This is a genomic window from Erwinia sp. S38 (genome assembly GCF_016624545.1).
GTDB lineage: Bacteria > Pseudomonadota > Gammaproteobacteria > Enterobacterales > Enterobacteriaceae > Erwinia > Erwinia coffeiphila.
In genome coordinates this window covers 1-17293 of sequence record NZ_JACVTS010000024.1, presented here as the reverse complement: position 1 = coordinate 17293, position 17293 = coordinate 1, and the positions used below count along the sequence as shown (strand labels likewise).

Below are 17293 nucleotides of genomic sequence, written 5' to 3'. Positions count from 1 at the left end.
ATTCAGCAGGAGGGAAATCAGAAGCTGTAAGTCACACCCACGCGGAAGCGCGTCTGACGCTCGTCGGTATACTTGCTGCCAGGAATGTTGGCGACAGCCACGTAGGGTTTCCAGTTTTTGTCAACGGCATAGGAGACCTTGACGTCGTGCGTCCACTGGTAGTCTTTGTTGTTTGCAACGGGCGCAAACTCTTTGGTGTCGGTTTTGTGGTATTCCAGCTCGTACTCGATACCCCAGTTGCCCGGCAGGCGATAACTCAGCACGGACGTAATGGTCATGCCTTTTTCCTGCGTATTTTTTTCAGTGTTGATATTTCCGCTGTAGCGCTTATAAAACGGGCGGAAACGAAGTGACCAGTTCAGGTCATCTGTGAAATACACGTAACTTTTTACGTAGGGACGATAGTTGGTGTAATTACTGTCTACGGCGAGATTAAGACCGCCCTCAAGGGCAAAAAGTGGATTAAAACGGTAGAGATAGCTGGGTACGGCTTCCCAGCCATCGCTCACGTTTTCGTGGTAAACGTTATCGCTGCGTGCGCCGGAGTCTCCGCTTTTCCATTTCACTTCCGAAGAAATACCAAACCCGTTGCTGAAGCGATGTGAAATCAGCAGGCGGTCTTTATGCGTGTTCTCTGCGGTATCTTTAACTTCATGGCGATAATCAATACTTACCGCGCAGGCATTAGCAGTGAGAAGAGAGGCGATTGCAAAAGTTACTGCCCTGATATTCATCAATTAATCCATTTTTTAATTTAAGTCACTCAAATTCAGAATTTTTATATGAAGTACGCAGTTTCATCGCTGATGGTACGGATGAGCACAAACCTCAATGCGAAACGTTATAACATAACAATTAACCACATAAAAAGACGTTTGCTTACAATCATTGGCAATAATCGTTATCTTGCATGGTAGTATTTTGGTTAATTTTACATATATATCAATGTATTAAAGATTAAAAGTGGTTTTAATAAAAACGTCACATTCATGTAGTCATTTACAAACGATTTAGCAAATTAAAGATTGAATTATGCTTTCAATCGTATAATCTATATATCTATAGATTTTTTGAGTGAGGCTCAGCTATGGAATCAGATTTGAAGGCGGTATCACTTTTTTTTCACGCCTTGTCTGATGAAGGTCGAATGCGACTGGTCATCCTGCTCGAAAGCGGTGAGAAAAGCGTGACTGAACTTACAGAGTTGTCTGGTGAAAAGATGGTGAACGTCTCTGCAAGGTTACGGGACCTTCTTCACCACCGACTGGTCGTCCGCCGCAGAGAGGGGAGGAAGATGTTTTACAGCCTCGCCGACAAACATGTTGCCGATATCATCCGCAACGCCTGTGAAGGGGTTTGACGGTCAATGATGTAAAAAACCACGTTAAGAGGTTAATTCATTGTTTTTAAACGCATGGTCTTCCTGTATTCACTGGGTGTAAGACCTTTAATTCGGCGAAACGCATGACTGAAAGCGCTGTCAGAATCATATCCAAATGCCTGCCCCAGGGAAGAAACCGGAGTATCTGAATTTATCAGGGCGCGCCCTGCAAGCTGCATTCTCCAGCGCAGCACATATTCCACAGGTGGAATACCCGTTTTCTCACGAAATATCTGCGCCAGCGCTGAACGGGACAAACAAGCGATGGCCGCGAGTTCTGCAAGCCTCCAGTGCCGGGACGGGTCTTCATGAATTGCCCGGATCACCCGTGCAACCCGCGTGTCAGTCAGTCCAGCGAGTAACCCCGGGGCTACCCTGCTTTCTGTACGAAAACTCAGCCTCAGCGCCTGAACCAGCATAATATGACCAAGATGGCATATCATCAGCGCGCTGCCGTGCTGAGGCTTCGCCAGTTCGTTTGCCAGCTTTTCCAGTGACCAGTGAAGGGCATCAGCCTGAGGCGCATTCCGGCGGATAATGAGAACGGGCGGCAGCAGTTCAGAAATCAGTGACATATCCTCATTGAATTCAAACCGGCCGCCTACGAGGTAAAAATCTTCTTCTGTACCATAACGGGCGATACCGTTCACGGCGTTACAGTATACCTTTTGCGCGTTTATCGTTTTTACATCAGGACCGCTCCCGAGCGTAAATGCCCTCTGCCGGCTGAGAAGGAAACAATCGCCCTCATGGAGAAAAACAGGCTCCCCGGTATTTTCCACCGTCAGCCAGCAACTGCCTTTGCGCACGGTATTAAATTTGAAACCCTCAGGAGCCGGAAAACTGATAGCCCACTCCCCGCCTGCGTAAAGCCCGGTGAAAAAGGTCGATTTCGCACTGAGAGAGAGCAGAAAATCTGAAAGTGGGTCTGACTGCATCCTGGACGATCCCGACAGAAATAAGGATTATTTTACATTTAATTCTGGCGCATCGTCAGCGAATAATAAACCGGACTTATTTAACAAGGCACCAGGGAGTGTTTTATGAACAATATGCAAAAGCCTCTGAATTCCGGATTCAGTTCCCGATCTTCGGCCAGTGAGGTGGTATCGGGGCTGAACCTGACCGGACTGACGGCGGTAGTGACCGGCGGCCATTCCGGGATAGGATTTGAAACGTCCCGAGCGCTCTCACAAGCCGGTGCACGGGTCATTGTCGGTGCAAGGCACCAGAAAGAAGCAGAGAGCAGATTACGCGGAACGCCCCGCATCCAGGTCGCGGAGCTTGACCTGGCCCGCCCGGAGAGTATTACTGCTTTTGCCTGTCAGGTTATGTCATCACATCAACACATAGACATTCTCATCTGCAGCGCAGGCATTATGGCCTGCCCTGAAACCCGGACGTCTGACGGGCAGGAAATTCAGTTTGCTGTAAATCATCTTGGGCATTATGTCCTTATCAATCGTTTATGGCCGGCTCTGAAAGGCAACGCAAGAGTCGTACTGGTTTCATCCGCAGGACATCACGCCTCGGGCATGCGGTGGAACGACCTGACTTTTTCAGAAAGTTATGATAAATGGCTGGCTTACGGGCAATCGAAAACGGCGAATGCCCTTTGTGCAGTCCATCTGGACAGGATAGGCAGGGAGCAGGGGGTTCGGGCTTTTTCACTGCACCCGGGAAAAATATTTACTCCCCTGCAGCGCCATCTTACACAACAGGAAATGACGGATGCCGGATGGCTGGACAAAGAAGGCCGGCCAGCAGATCCTGAATTTAAAACGCCACAACAGGGTGCCGCTACGCAGGTCTGGGCGGCAACATCACCTTCTCTCGATGGGAAAGGAGGCATGTACTGTGAAGACTGCGACATAGCAGAGATTGATGAGAGCATTGCTCCCACTTTCAGAGGGGTCAGAGCCTGGGCGGTTTGCCCGTCAGAAGCTGAACGTCTGTGGCTGTTGTCTGCTTCTCTGACGGGCATTGATGCAGTAAGCCGCTCCGCCTGATTTTTACTGTATCACAGGGTCTGCCGCCTGAGACGGAAACCTGTCGCGCGTGATATTCCTGTCCTGCGCACGACTTCTTTTACCGGCAGACCCTCTTTAATCATCTTCAGTGCTGCCTGAGAGGCCTTATGGGGTTTCCGTCCGAACTTTACTCCAGCCTCCATTGCGGCTGTCCGGCCGTCATTGGTTCGCTCCAGAATGCGTTCACGCTCGGCCTCTGCTACGGCGGCAAGGATCTGGATAATCATCTTACCCATCGTGCCTTCCGTGCTGAGGCCATTTTCCAGGAAGCGAATGGCAATGCCTTTTTTATAGCAGGCATCCACGATATGAATCATGTCAGCGGTGTTTCGGCCAAGCCGGTCCATTTTTGTGCAGATGATGATGTCATCTTTCTCTGCCCGACCAAGGAGGCGCTGAAGTCCTTCCCGTTCGTCGGTTGCTCCGCTCATCATGTCGGTAAAAATCCGGTCCTCACGCACACCGGCATTTTTTAACTCCATGATCTGCACGGTCAGCTTCTGATGACTGGTTGATACTCTGGCATAGCCCAGTAACGCCATTTTAAGTCTCACAAATCGGTTTTGATACAAAGTGGTATCATAATGCATAAATTGCGATTTCTGATACCCGTTTCCGCTCCGGTTTTGACGGGTATCAAATATCATAATATCTGATACTTCCAAAAAAATGATGGAATAATGGATGACAAAGGAATGCACTCATGAGTGGTGATTTTCTGACCGATGACCAGATTCAGAATTATGGCTGCTATGTCGCCGAGCCAAATGAAGTTCAGCTGGCAAAGTATTTTCATCTTGATGAGCGCGACCTGGATTTCGTTAATCAACGCCGGGGCAGGCACAACCGGTTTGGCATTGCTCTTCAGCTCACCACCGCCCGTTTTCTGGGCTCGTTTATGAATGATCTCATGCAGACCCCTGCTGGCGTACGGAGCTATGTGGCTGCCCAGTTAGGTATTCCCCGACCGGAGGTCCTGTCCCGTTATGCACTGAGGGAAAATACACGCTGGGAACACCATGCGCTTATCAGACAGCATTACGGCTATCATGATTTTGGCGATTTCCCCTGGGCATTCAGGCTTAAACGTCTGCTGTACACGCGGGCATGGCTCAGCAATGAGCGTCCCGGACTGATGTTTGATTTTGCGACGGCATGGCTGCTTCAGCACAAAGTGTTGCTGCCCGCCGCCTCAACGCTGACAAGGATTATTGGTGAAGTAAGAGAACGGGCTAATCGTCGCCTGTGGAGAAAGCTGGCATCTTTGCCTGACAGCTGGCAGACAGCACAACTCGCTGGCTTACTTGAAGTCCCTGAAGGACAGCGGGTGTCGGTGATGGAGCAGTTGCGAAAAGGTCCCGTAACGGTAAGCGGTCCGTCTTTTACAGAAGCGCTGGAGCGGTATACCCGCCTGAGGAACCTTGAGTTTTCACGGCTGAATTTTGACGGACTCCCGGCCATACAACTGCGTAATCTGGCCCGCTATGCGGGCATGGCGTCAGCAAGGTATATCGCCAGAATGCCCGAAATAAGACGTCTGGCCGTTCTGACCGCGTTTGTTAAAGCGCAGGAAATAGCCGCGCTGGACGACGCAGTGGATGTACTGGATATGCTGATCCTGGACATCACCCGCGAGGCGAAGAAAACAGGGCAGAAAAAGCGGCTCAGGACGCTGAAAGATCTTGACCGGGCAGCATTGCTTCTGGCGAGGGCCTGTGCACTTCTGCTTGACGAAAACACGGATGATGAAGCGTTGCGAAAGACCATATTCAGCACCGTGCCGGTCGCCAGGCTTGCGGAGTCTGTTGATAAAGTTAACGAACTCGCCCGCCCGCAGGACACCAGCTTTCAGGATGAAATGGTGGAGCAGTACGGACGGGTAAAGCGTTTCCTGCCTGCGCTTCTGCGTGATCTACACTTCCGAGCCGTGCCTGGCGGTGAGCACACCCTGGCTGCTATCCATTACCTGACAGAACTGAACGGTTCGAAAAAACGTATCCTTGATGATGCGCCTGAGCACATCATTACCGGCCCCTGGAAACGCCTGGTTTATGATGCGGAGGGACGGATTCAACGCGCCGGTTATTCACTGTGCCTGCTGGAGCGACTTCAGGATTCACTGCGGCGTCGTGATCTCTGGCTGGAAAACAGCGAGCGCTGGGGTGATCCGCGTCAGAAGCTGCTTCAGGGGAAAGAATGGCAGGCCCAGCGGGTCGCTGTCTGTCGGGCGCTTGGGCACCCCACTGACGGCAGAACCGCCGCAGAGCAGCTGGCGAACCAGCTGGACGAGACCTGGAAAGCCGTGTCTGCGCGCTTTGACAGCAATGATGCCGTGAGCATGTGTCATGAAGGTAAATACCCCTCTCTGACCATAGGCAGTCTGGAAAGGCTCGATGAGCCGCCCGCGCTGACGCAACTGAGCAGCCGGGTGAAACAACTTCTTCCACCCGTGGATCTCACCGAACTGCTGCTTGAGATTGATGCCAGAACAGGCTTCACCCGTGAGTTTACACACGTCAGTGAATCTGAGGCCAGAGCAAAAGATCTGCACGTCAGTCTGTGTGCCGTTCTGCTGGCCGAAGCCTGCAATATCGGGCATGAACCCCTGATAAAACACAATATACCGGCGCTGACCCGCCACCGGCTCAGTTGGGTGAAGCAGAATTATCTCCGGGCTGAAACGCTGGTCAGCGCCAACGCCCGCCTGGTCGATTTTCAGTCCACGCTGGAACTGGCTGGTCGCTGGGGTGGCGGCGAAGTGGCTTCAGCCGATGGCATGCGCTTTGTTACCCCGGTTAAAACCCTCAACGCCGGACCTAACCGGAAATACTTTGGTTCAGGGCGGGGGATCACCTGGTATAACTTCATTTCCGATCAGTATTCCGGGTTCCACGGCATCGTCATACCGGGAACACTGCGGGATTCTATTTTTGTGCTGGAAGGTCTTCTGGAGCAGCAGACCGGGCTGAATCCGGTTGAAATAATGACGGATACGGCAGGGACCAGCGATATTATTTTTGGCCTGTTCTGGCTGCTGGGATACCAGTTTTCGCCCCGGCTGGCGGATGCCGGAGAAGCCGTATTCTGGCGAATCGACAAAAATGCCCACTACGGCGCACTGGATGAACTGGCCCGGGGATGCGTGGAGCTGCCGAAGGTTGAAAATCACTGGGATGAAATGATGCGGGCATCCGGCTCCCTGAAGCTGGGCACCATCCATGCATCGGAACTGCTCCGTTCCCTGCTCAGGAGTACCCGTCCATCGGCGCTGGCTCAGGCGATCATGGAGGTAGGGCGGGTCAACAAGACGCTGTACCTTCTTCAATATATTGATGATGAGGATTATCGCCGGCGGATCCTGACGCAGCTCAACCGGGGAGAAGGCCGACATGCCGTCGCCAGGGCCATCTGTTATGGGCAGCGTGGTGAAATCAGAAAGCGTTACCGTGAGGGACAGGAAGATCAGCTGGGTGCGCTGGGCCTGGTTACGAATGCAGTAGTGCTCTGGAACACGCTTTACATGCAGGAAGCGCTTTCGCATCTCAGGATGATGGGGGAAACACCAGAGGATGAACATATTGCCCGGCTTTCGCCACTGATGCACGGGCATATCAATATGCTGGGGCATTATACGTTCACGCTGCCGGAGGATATTCTGAAGGGAGAGCTGAGACCATTAAATTTCAATTTAAACAATGAATTATCTTCTTAGCGTGGTTTTTTACACCATTGACCGTCAAACCCCGTGAACACATAAACGAAGACCATTGATATTCAGGAGTCAGTAATGTCCAGCTGCAACGAAAAGCATCACGTAAACCACAATCACACTCACGGCACCGGCTGTGGCCACATCGCCATTCAGCATGGCGATCACGTCGATTACCTCCATGATGGCCATCTGCACCATCCTCACGGCGACCATGTGGATGAGCACGTGCTGGAAGTCAGTGCCAGTAATCCCGACGTATGTACACCAGAACACCATTGCTCAGGGCATGCACCCGATCACGTGCACGGCCCGGGATGTGGCCATGAGGCTGTTCCGCACGGTGACCACGTTGACTATCTGGTAGACGGACATTTGCATCACCCTCATGGCGAGCACTGCGATAATCACGGGCCTGTGCAGATTATTATATAAAGCATTAAAAATTGTGCCATTATCAGATCGCTGGCAGTTTGTTTGTTGGAATATTTAATCATCTGAATAATTGATTGTGCATGAAAAAGAAATTTTAGTCCGGCGAATCTTACTATTAAATTTTTTATAAAAGATTATTTTAACGATGATGCAAACTGCACCTCCCGCTATGGAGGTGCAGTGGTCATCCGACTAATACACTAATAAGGAGGTCAGAAATTATATCTTAACCCAAGAACAATATTTCTGCCGCGCAGGGGAGATTTCTCTTTAATAAATGCGCTGTGAGCATAAGCTAAAGTATTGGTCAGGTTTGTGCCTCTGAGATAAATCTCTCCGTTCTGAAAATCTCCGACTTCGAACGGCCGGGATAAAGTCATGTTAAGCATGTTATATCCAGACGTTTTTGTTTCATATGATGCATGTCGGTTTTGCGTAAATGTGTGGTAAAACTCGACTTCACCGTTAAAGTTCACGAAATCATGATATAAACGTACGCCCAGACGAGCCGGAGAGACCCTTGGTAATTTATCATTTTCGCTTTTGAGCTCAGTATAAACATAATCCCCGAACAGACTCGCGCTGGTCTGATAATCAAAATAGTGTTTTACCTCGCCGTCCACGCCCATGAACACAACATCTGCCGGCGTATACATCAAGTACATAAAGTCTCTGCCCTCAGCCTTATCAAGCAGCCTTCCGTAAACATAGTTATGGATATCCTGATAGAATCCGCCCACCTCAAAGGTTGTATACCCTTTCGACTTCCTGAGAGTCAGGTTCACTGATTTTGCTGTTTCTATCACTTTCGAGTGATCATCAATCCAGTCATTATTAATGAGATTTCTTCCGGTAATCAGTCCGGCTTCAAGCGTATTTGTCGACAGATTATTACCAAATGTGTAAAGCTCACGCACGCTTGGCGCGCGTTGCGTTCGGCTGATATCCAGTGAAAGGGAATAACTGTCATCAAAATGCCATGTGGTACCAAAGGAGAGTGACAGCGGGTTAAGATCAGAATCGTTATAAGCGAATTCCCGCCAGAAAGGCCAGTCGATATTTGTATGATTAAATTCTTTTCTGGCACCCAGTTCAACATCAAGCGGGCCCAAGCTTTTCTTTTCAGAAATGAAGAAGGCATGACTGTCAGAAAGGAAATTATGTCTCAGCCTTCTTGGCGCACCTTCAGGAGCGGGAACCTGTACGGTATTATCATCAAGTCCACTGAAAAAAGATTCAGTATATTGGTAACCTATCATTCCTGAAAAGCCATATACAGGAACGTGTGTTAACTCAATCTGAATATCTCTTACTTTATTATTATAGTTTGCGAATAAGGTTCCACCATCGATTTCGTTGTGGTTGTAATTTGTGTGCGAGAAACGAACCCTTGCATGCTCGATTCCAGGTAAAATTGAATCATAATCGGCACGAATATCATAACGCTCGCTGCGCAGGTCGATGAACGCTGTATCTGAATCGTCAATATCTGCAAAAGGATCCACATCACCGTTGTGTAACGCGCAGTGGAGCTTCGTGCTGGCGTGAGTATGACAGATATTATTTTCATGAGTATGGCCAGGCAAACCATAGTTATTACGTTGTAGGGTGTAAGCGGCACCAATATAACCTTTTTCAGTAATCCATGATGCGCCTACAGACGTACTTTTATTATTAGAGTAAGAGTCTTTAAGATGATTTGACCCATAGGACGATGGAACCCGGTAATCACTTGCGTCATGGCTGCTCCCCTCAACGTGAAAAGCAAAATTACCGGCTCCGGCTGTTATGCGACCTACTCCGGTTTTTTCATGATCGCCGGTACCATATCTTAATTCTCCTGAGCCTGTAATGTTGTCATCAGGTACTGATTTCGGCACTTTGCTGTCAATGAGATTTATTGCCCCATTTAATGCATTACCACCATAAATAGTTGCAGCCGGGCCCTTGATGATTTCAATTTCATCAAGAAGCAGAGGATCGGTTGCAACTGTATGATCGGGTGAAATTGACGATACGTCGTAAATTGTTGCTCCGTCAGAGAGCACGGCAACCCTCGGTAAGGTCTGTCCTCTGATGACGGGTCGGGAAGCTCCGCCGCCATAGCTGTCCAGATGTATACCGGGTAATCCTGCAAGCGTTTCACCCAGTCCGCTTTGTCGGCGATGGATTAGCTCCTCATCCTTGAGGTATTGCACAGACAAAGAGTTTTTATACTGTCGTGTCAGTGATTTTCTGGCATCAGATTCTTCACTTCGGTTTTCACCAGTAACTATAAGGTCATCATCATTACCTAAAATCTCATCGTTTCCATATGCATTGCCTGAAAGAAGCACGAAACTTACAACAGTCACGACATTCCACTTCGTGTGTTTCACTGGTTTAAAACTTGTACTGATCACTTATCCCTCTGAAATTTCCGGATTCAACTCTTCGCATGAATTCTTTATTTTCCCCCACAAGCACTGGTGAAAAAATAAACAAAAAGTTAATGTCTATTCGTTTGGGTATGTCATAACATAACAATTGAAAAGTTTAGAAATCATCACTTACATTTTTAGTTATATCTCTATTGGGTTTCTTCTGAAGTGTATCCGGTGGAATCTGCGGCGTTTAGATTAACGCAGTTCGTTTGAACGACATGTGATACAGGCGTATGCCGACTGGCAGATGTGTTTAAAATTTAATCATTCCATTGGGCAATCACAGGAAAAGGCATGATAAATTGCTTACCAGCTAAATTTTCCACGCAAGCAGGCAGCTGAAATCTAATAGCATAGCCCCTTCAAACCTAACGACTGCCATATTGTCCGCGTGCTCACTGATAAAAAGAAAGCACATATGTTCAGGTTCAAACTGCCACCTTCCATAGCACGGCTCCATTCGTTTCCTGTTTGCAGTTTGTGCAACTGCTTCTTCGACCTTGCAAAAATTGGCCGATTGAGAGGTCACACATTTTAATGACCAGATCCGCCAACATTGATTAGTACAGCAGATGAAGCTTCATCCAATCTGCGCTATTATGAATCGAATATTTCAATAAACTGTCTTGTGAAATTTATTTTTTAATTCTTGCCAGTTCTTCAAGCCGCATCTAACGGATTCGAAAAATGAACTTTTCTAAACAAAAACAAGCGGATGGGTTGCTATTTTGTACAACCTTTATTGCCGCCTTTGGCTGGGTATGCTCTCGTGAGTCTGTGGCTGAAATGCCAGTCCTTGCATTTATAGCGATCCGTTTTTTGCTAGCCAGTGTGGCGTTACTGCTGCTGAGTCGACCTGCTGAATTACGTAATATGATGCGCAGCCTAAGAGCCGTAATCCTTACTGGATTTTTGCAGACAGCGAATATTTTGTTGTGGATATACGCGGTTGCCACTACAAAAGCATTAGGCGAGGGCGCATTCATAATGAGCTTATCAATGCTGTTTGTCCCCCTGTTTGCCTGGCTGATACTGGGAAATCGTCCAGTGATCGCGTTCTGGATTGCACTGCCAATAAGCATGTCTGGACTGGCATTACTCACTTTAAAACAAGGACTCACTTTTGAAGTAAGCCAACTGCTGTTTCTGGCTTCAGCTTTATTGCAGGCGGTCTATTTCTGCTTCTGCACACGCTTTGCTGCCACAGTTCCGGTTCAGGCTCTGGCTGCCTTCCAGCTCGGCTGTACGGGCATCATCGCTCTGTTACTCTCTTTACTTTTTGAACAATGGCCGCAGCAGGTTAGTGAGTCTACCTGGGGATGGCTGTTGTCCAGTGCCTTTATCGCAACGAGCCTTCGGTTTTGGTTGCAGCTTAAAGGGCAAAGCATGACTACGGCGGCAAATGCTGCATTGATTATGATCATTGAGCCTTTGTTAACAGTGCTGGCAGCAACTCTCTGGTATGGTGAAAAAATGACTTGTCAACAATTGACTGGATGTGTGTTGATAATAGTTGGGCTGGTTTATTATCGCTTAAGGCAGGCTAAAGGCGCGTAATAATTATAAGGATAAAGCACTGAATATTCTCTAGTCCGTAAGGAGTTTAGAATGGCGAAATTGAGGCCTGTTCAGATAATACATGCAGGTTTGTTTTTAATAGTGGCCTGCTCCCCATTGATCAATTCATAATCTCATTAGCTTCGCCTGCTTTAGGCAAAAAGCTGACCTCGTTGCTTAACGTCATGACTGCGGTAGAGACAGTTTCACTAACCGCTAACATCCGTTTTAATTCCGACCTCAGTAATTTTCAAACTCGGAAAAAGAGTTTACTGCTGAAAGCCTGACCACGCGCTGCCACTCTGAAGGCCTGTTACCGTACGGAGATCCGCTATGCGACTCAGGCTATTACACTCACTTTTCCTGTTTATACCGTTTCAGCTGATGGCCGGCAACGTTGTGTATACCGATGCCGAACATCCCCCTCAGAACCTGACTGAAGAAAGCTCTGTTGTCTGGCTTGATGGCCCCGACCGCCTGCAGGACGCCATTTTCGGCAAGCTGCCTTCAGATCCTCAGCTGGCCGCTCAGCAGGCCCGCGAAATCATTCAGTCGCCGCAGTGGCCCGGACAGCAGGAGCAGATTGCTCAGGCATACCGGCAGGTTGTACATGCCTGGAAGATCGGGCTGCATAAGTTCCCCGCCGTCGTTTTTGATGATAGGGATGTGGTTTATGGCACGGCCGACGTTGCCCGGGCTGCAACGCTTCGTAGTCAGGGGGGTAAATGATGCGCTTCTCCCCCGGAACGCACTTCAACGCCGCCGGTATTGCCACCGTGCTTGTAGCAGCCGCGACTCCGGCCACGGTTTCCGCCATTAATACTGCCGGCATCATTGCCAGCGCCATTACCCAGGACTGCATCAGCTGGCGCGTCAGCGGCATCTGTTACTGGCTGATGTGTACGCCCTTTGGCTGTTCGGTGAAAACCTCCGTTAAGGTGACGCACTTCATTCCTGAAGTGGTGGTGTCCACCTACACCGGCCCGGGAGGTAATCCCTGGACAGAGATGGCGTTTATGAGCGGCGCGTCCGGTACGATCGATAACGCGCTGACCAGCGGTGCGCCAGCCGGCGGCGGTAACGCCGCCGATATCAAGACGCCCGGGCAGCGCAAGTCGAACATCAAATTCAAATACGCCGATGCGATAGGCCACCCTGCCACCTCCGTCATAGGCGGCAGCATTGCCGGTTATTCGTGCGATACCGCCGCCACGCCATTTAATCCCTACTTTCTGAGCACGCTGGATTCACTTGTCTGGCGATCGGGACTGCCTGAATCGCTGTATCCCGAGGCGCTGGTTCCAGGCCAGCGCGAACTGGGCAGCCAGGTCAGCGCCAACATGTGGGGCAATATTTATCCCCGATCCGGCTTCGTCAGCCAGACAGACGATGACAAAGCCTCCGCCGTGGTCGCGCAGCGGGTAGCCGACATTATCACCCGCTCCGGGCAGCCTCACGTTTATCAGGTACTGAAAGGTACACACAAAGCCGGCTACTGGCCGCCCGGAGAGGTGAAAGAAAACACGGGCACGGCGAATCATAAATGGCAGCGCCTGTCGCCCACGCTTTCAGCTTCCTGCGCCGTCTTTCCGGACGGCGCGTATCCCATTGCTCAGGACGGCAACGAAGCCTATGCGCTCTGGCAGCCCTACAGCTGCTGCAAGCGACGCGGACAGACCTTCCTCTATTCAACTGACTTCTGAGAGGCACAATGTCACCAGTTCAATTTAAATCTGCCGCGCTTGCGCTGTGCATCACGTCCGCAGCGGCATCCGCGCAGGCGGCTGATGATAACCGGTCCGGCGCATTCGGTATTTCACTGCCCTCCGTGAATAACAGCGCCATAGGCTACGGCAAGGACGTCAGCGGCGCGGTTTCTGACAAGCTTTACTATACGCTCGGCGGCGGCTCTGTCATTTCGCAGCCGGCAACGCGCAGCAGCATGCGTAAAATCGGTATGAGCGCAGGCTGGAGCAGCGACCTGATGTGCGGCAACTTCGACCTGAAAACGACCGTCGGTAATCAGCTCAACGAGGTAACAAACGGCTTTAAAAACCTTATGGGCGACGTGGTGCAGAACGCCACCGGTGCCGTCGCCAGCCTGCCGGCAATGATTATCCAGCGTGCCAATCCCGGCCTGTACGACATGCTCACAAACGGCGTGCTGCAGGCAAACGTCTCTTTTGATAAAGCCCAGCTCAACTGCCAGAACATGTCGAAGCGCATGATGGATTTTGCCGGCAATAACAAATGGACGCAGGGCGCGGTCATGGATGAGTACCGATCGCTTGTTAACAGTGGAGACGCTGATGCTGTCCGCGTGAATAACTCAGCGGACAAGCTGCAGGGCAACTCAGGCCAGAACTGGATCGGCGGACAGAAACGGGGCGGTCAGGGGCAGCAGGCCATCCGGCCAACGCATGATTTAACCGCTGCGGGATTCAACATGATGAACAGCCTGCCGGTACTGAGTTCTGACTCAGTCAGCAGCAACAGCTGTAACGGGGGGGCCTGTGGAAAATATGCCAGCGCTGAAGAAGCGGCTAAAGCTGTGGTGCAGGTCGTGGGGGACAGCTCTCTGCGCACCTGCAGCGACGCATCTCAGTGTACCAGCGGCGATGACGAACAGCAGCCGGGTGCCACTCAGGCCGGCACCGGATTTGCGCCCATCCTGGAAGAGACCACCAAAGAGAACACTGAACAGCTTGTAAAACTCGTTAACGGCACCGAGCAGCCTAACGCGACGAACCTGGCAAAACTCAAAACCGGCAGTTTACCCATTACTGCAGGCGTCATCAGAGCACTTCAGAGGGATCCTGACAACGCCGCCCTGACCGCCCGCCTCGCCGGCGAACTGGCGATGGCGGATACGGTTGAAACCGCGCTGATTATGCGCCGCATGATTGTTACCGGCATGTCTGAGCCTAACGCTGCCGCGCAGAATGCGGCCATTGAGGAAGGCGATCGTCGCGTTGCGGCCATCGATCGCGAGATCACCGCATTACGCAACGAAATGGAGCTCAAGCGCGAGCTGTCCCGCAATTCTGTGCTCACCATTATCGAGCGGGAAAACGGGCGCGTTAACAGTAACCCGCAGACGCAGAGCGATGACAGCACCGACAACCGCATTAACCGTCTGGCCGTTCCTGAGACGGAAAACAACTGATGAGAGCGCATCCTGTGAAAATCGAAAACGGGGCGCAACGCGCCTCATTTTTCCGCCGGCACCCCGTGCTGTTTCGCGTGCTGTGTACTGCCGGTGCTCTGCTGGTATTCCTGCTGGCCGGGCTCATTGTCGCGGACCAGGCTGTAAGGAATCCTGCTCAGGCCGCTGCATTTCGTGACTGGATGGAGCATGCCCGCTATGGCTGGCTGATGTGGCGCCTGGCGGTTTATGGTGCGCTGGCGTGGGGTTTTGTGAAAGTATTTCGTGCGCCCGGCTTCGGCCCGCAACACCGCCAGCCGCTTATCCGCATTGCGGCCGTCAGCGTCATTTTTGCCGTCGTCTGTGAACTGGTGCTGCTCGGCGGCACGGGAGCGTCCTGATGCTGACTAACAGCTACCTGGAATATTTCCTTACCCTGCTTGGCTGGGTGGTTAACAACGGACTCTGGAATATTCTCATCACAACGGGTCTGTTTGCCGCGCCTGTCGCTTTCCGGCTTATCGGCATCTGGCTGAAAGTACGTGAAGAAGGTGAAGATGAGGGGAATAAAGGTGCCCTGTCCATACCCCGAATGGAGCATGCGGTTTACACGTCTTTTCTGGTAATGATTGCCTGCTGTATGCCGCTGATGAACGTCGATATGAGCACGATCAAATATGACACGTCACGTGCGCAGAGCTGCGGGACGTGGACGCCAAAAGCGCCCGACGACACGGGATATTCACCGGTTATATCGAGCATTAACGATCAGACTGCTGCAGCGCCGGTCTGGTGGTATCTGATTCACAAGCTGGCAAAGGGCATCACGCAGGCGTCTGTTGCCACAATCCCCTGCCGTCCGGACATGCGTCAGCTCCGCTTTGAGGTTCAGCACACGCGGATTAACAACAAGGCTCTTGCGGAAGAGCTGCAGGACTTTACCAACGACTGCTATTCGCTCGCGCTGTATATGTGGAAGCGTCATGATCAGGGGCAGACGAAAGACAAAGCCACGCTGCGTGATATTGAGTGGATAGGCAGCAAAACCTTCCTCAGTAATTATTACGGCAACCTGCAATCGAAAACGCCACGGGCGGAATTTGCCTGGAATGAGAGCCGTGACAGCGGAAGGCCGGATACCGGCCGCGGTGGCTACCCAACCTGCAACGAGTGGTGGAATAATGCTGACACCGGACTGCAGTCGCGCGTCGTCGATCAGGCTGACCCGGGACTATGGACCCGTCTGTCGGCCGCTATGACCATGATTGGTGGCAATGCGGCTGACTATAAGGAGGCCATTATCCGTCGTCTTGTCAGCCCTGAGAGCCTGACCGTATCACAGGGGGGACACGTCTATGCCGGCTACGGAGGCAACGCCGATTTTACGCTTGATAACTCCGTTTCCCGTGTGGCTGCGATCGGCGGTACCGCTCTAGGCAGTCTGGCAGCGTTCCCGGCATTTGATGCCATGCGCCAGGCGCTGCCAATGGTGCAGGCTGTGTTACTCATGGCGGTGGTGGTGATTCTGCCGCTTATCCTGGCGTTCTCAGCCTATGAAATTAAAACCGTCATTACGCTCACGTTTGTGCTTTTTGCCCTTAACTTCCTGACGTTCTGGTGGGAGCTGGCTCGGTGGCTCGACAGCTGGCTGCTGACAGCGTTATACAGTTCTGACACACACAGCAGCTTTAACATGGCAGGTTTTCAGAACAGTTCGGATGACCTGATCATGAACTTTGTTATGGCCACGATGTTTCTTGTACTACCTGCAGTGTGGATGGGGGCTCTGTCATGGGCGGGTATCAGAATGGGCAGCACTTTAGACGGTGCATTTAAAAGTGGAACCTCTCAGGTTCAAAAGAGTGGGGGAGAAGCTGTTGAGAAGGCAAAAGGGGCAATGAAAATCTAATCAAACCGACGATTAGTTTAGCATCGACTAATCGTCGTCCTCTCTGTCTAACCTTGAAGCTGTCACCGTAATATTGTCAGGACCGCTGTAGAAACCCTCTCCATCATTGCCGCTTCTGAATTGCCCGCCTGCAGCACAAGAACTGTTAGATGACGTAGAATCCAAATCATCTGATCCACTTAGCTGGATGTGGCGAACCATATAAACAAAAGCAGCAACAATCATGATTACGGCGCCGAATGCGAATCCTGCAACGATGGCCAGCGTCATTAGTAAAAGAACAGAAAAAGGCACAACAGATTTTCCTATCGATGCCGGTATCTTTTTCCTTTCAGCCCAGGCAGCAAAGCGATCATCAGCGTCAAGGTAGACGCGAGATAAGCGCTTCCAGACAGACGCAGCTTTTGTTCCGCGAGCATATGCGGTTGAATTCATACGCACCTCAATTGAATTTGCCTTAAGCTGACGATACCGAAAGTTAATCAGAATTGCACATTGAGTTAAAACGCTAGCCTTTAGTTACAACACACATAAATACATCTATTAACATCCACACCGAGCCGAACCTGAACCCCCCGCGCCCCTCTCCGCCAGGACCCGCGCCGTACCTGCACCCCGGTTGCCCCCCACTGACCAGCCGCCGCCGCGCGGGCCCGGGGGGCGGGTAGGGGGTTTATGGGTTGGTTTTTTTTGTGTATAGTATT

The 17293-nt window shown here is 51.0% G+C and carries 15 protein-coding genes; 10 read left to right on the top strand and 5 right to left on the bottom strand.

Annotation, left to right across the window (positions count from 1 at the left end; translation table 11 throughout):
* Positions 1 to 17 precede the first annotated feature (17 nt).
* Positions 18 to 734 carry an oligogalacturonate-specific porin KdgM family protein gene (locus IBT46_RS21920; protein ID WP_200547406.1) on the bottom strand — a complete coding sequence of 239 codons (717 nt, stop codon included), beginning with the start codon at positions 732 to 734 and terminating at the stop codon, positions 18 to 20.
* Between the two features lie 353 nt (positions 735 to 1087).
* Between IBT46_RS21920 and IBT46_RS21915 the strand changes: the two genes are divergently transcribed.
* Positions 1088 to 1360: a helix-turn-helix transcriptional regulator gene (locus tag IBT46_RS21915; protein ID WP_200547405.1), complete on the top strand. Its 273-nt coding sequence runs from the start codon at positions 1088 to 1090 to the stop codon at positions 1358 to 1360.
* A 32-nt stretch (positions 1361 to 1392) separates the two neighbouring features.
* Here IBT46_RS21915 and IBT46_RS21910 read toward each other — a convergent pair whose 3' ends face one another.
* Entirely contained in the window at positions 1393 to 2319 is a 927-nt protein-coding gene (locus tag IBT46_RS21910; protein WP_200547404.1) for an AraC family transcriptional regulator, read from the bottom strand.
* Positions 2320 to 2424: 105 nt separating this feature from the next.
* On the opposite strand from IBT46_RS21910, the gene IBT46_RS21905 reads away from it, so the two are divergent.
* Complete coding sequence (locus IBT46_RS21905) at positions 2425 to 3390, top strand: oxidoreductase (protein WP_200547403.1); 966 nt, start codon at positions 2425 to 2427, stop codon at positions 3388 to 3390.
* 11 nt (positions 3391 to 3401) lie between these two features.
* On the opposite strand, the gene IBT46_RS21900 is transcribed toward IBT46_RS21905, so the two are convergent.
* A complete protein-coding gene (locus IBT46_RS21900) occupies positions 3402 to 3953 on the bottom strand; it encodes a recombinase family protein (protein ID WP_200547457.1) in 552 nt (183 codons plus the stop codon).
* A 161-nt stretch (positions 3954 to 4114) separates the two neighbouring features.
* Here IBT46_RS21900 and IBT46_RS21895 point away from each other — a divergent pair, with 161 nt between their 5' ends.
* Both IBT46_RS21895 and IBT46_RS21890 read left to right on the top strand, forming a co-directional pair.
* Complete coding sequence (locus tag IBT46_RS21895; RefSeq protein ID WP_200547402.1) at positions 4115 to 7123, top strand: Tn3 family transposase; 3009 nt, start codon at positions 4115 to 4117, stop codon at positions 7121 to 7123.
* Between the two features lie 75 nt (positions 7124 to 7198).
* Positions 7199 to 7555, top strand: coding sequence for a hypothetical protein (locus tag IBT46_RS21890; RefSeq protein WP_200539431.1), 357 nt, complete (start codon positions 7199 to 7201; stop codon positions 7553 to 7555).
* Positions 7556 to 7767: 212 nt separating this feature from the next.
* Here IBT46_RS21890 and IBT46_RS21885 read toward each other — a convergent pair whose 3' ends face one another.
* Positions 7768 to 9957 (bottom strand): TonB-dependent receptor domain-containing protein, encoded by a 2190-nt coding sequence (locus IBT46_RS21885; RefSeq protein WP_200547401.1) that lies wholly within the window; start codon positions 9955 to 9957, stop codon positions 7768 to 7770.
* 708 nt (positions 9958 to 10665) lie between these two features.
* On the opposite strand from IBT46_RS21885, the gene IBT46_RS21880 reads away from it, so the two are divergent.
* From IBT46_RS21880 to IBT46_RS21855, 6 genes are all read left to right on the top strand, one after another.
* Positions 10666 to 11535 (top strand): DMT family transporter, encoded by an 870-nt coding sequence (locus IBT46_RS21880; RefSeq protein WP_200539433.1) that lies wholly within the window; start codon positions 10666 to 10668, stop codon positions 11533 to 11535.
* Between the two features lie 333 nt (positions 11536 to 11868).
* On the top strand, positions 11869 to 12264 hold the full coding sequence (locus IBT46_RS21875) for a TIGR03757 family integrating conjugative element protein (protein ID WP_200539464.1): 396 nt from the start codon (positions 11869 to 11871) through the stop codon (positions 12262 to 12264).
* A complete protein-coding gene (locus IBT46_RS21870) occupies positions 12261 to 13238 on the top strand; it encodes a TIGR03756 family integrating conjugative element protein (RefSeq protein ID WP_370569513.1) in 978 nt (325 codons plus the stop codon). Before IBT46_RS21875 ends, IBT46_RS21870 begins: the two co-directional genes overlap by 4 nt.
* A gap of 8 nt (positions 13239 to 13246) precedes the next feature.
* Positions 13247 to 14701 (top strand): integrating conjugative element protein, encoded by a 1455-nt coding sequence (locus IBT46_RS21865; protein ID WP_200547400.1) that lies wholly within the window; start codon positions 13247 to 13249, stop codon positions 14699 to 14701.
* Positions 14701 to 15081: a hypothetical protein gene (locus tag IBT46_RS21860; protein ID WP_200539462.1), complete on the top strand. Its 381-nt coding sequence runs from the start codon at positions 14701 to 14703 to the stop codon at positions 15079 to 15081. Before IBT46_RS21865 ends, IBT46_RS21860 begins: the two co-directional genes overlap by 1 nt.
* Positions 15081 to 16589: a conjugal transfer protein TraG N-terminal domain-containing protein gene (locus IBT46_RS21855; protein ID WP_200547399.1), complete on the top strand. Its 1509-nt coding sequence runs from the start codon at positions 15081 to 15083 to the stop codon at positions 16587 to 16589. Before IBT46_RS21860 ends, IBT46_RS21855 begins: the two co-directional genes overlap by 1 nt.
* 27 nt (positions 16590 to 16616) lie before the next feature.
* Here the strand turns inward: IBT46_RS21855 and IBT46_RS21850 are convergent, their stop codons facing one another.
* Positions 16617 to 17024: a hypothetical protein gene (locus IBT46_RS21850; RefSeq protein ID WP_200547398.1), complete on the bottom strand. Its 408-nt coding sequence runs from the start codon at positions 17022 to 17024 to the stop codon at positions 16617 to 16619.
* Positions 17025 to 17293: the final 269 nt, after the last annotated feature.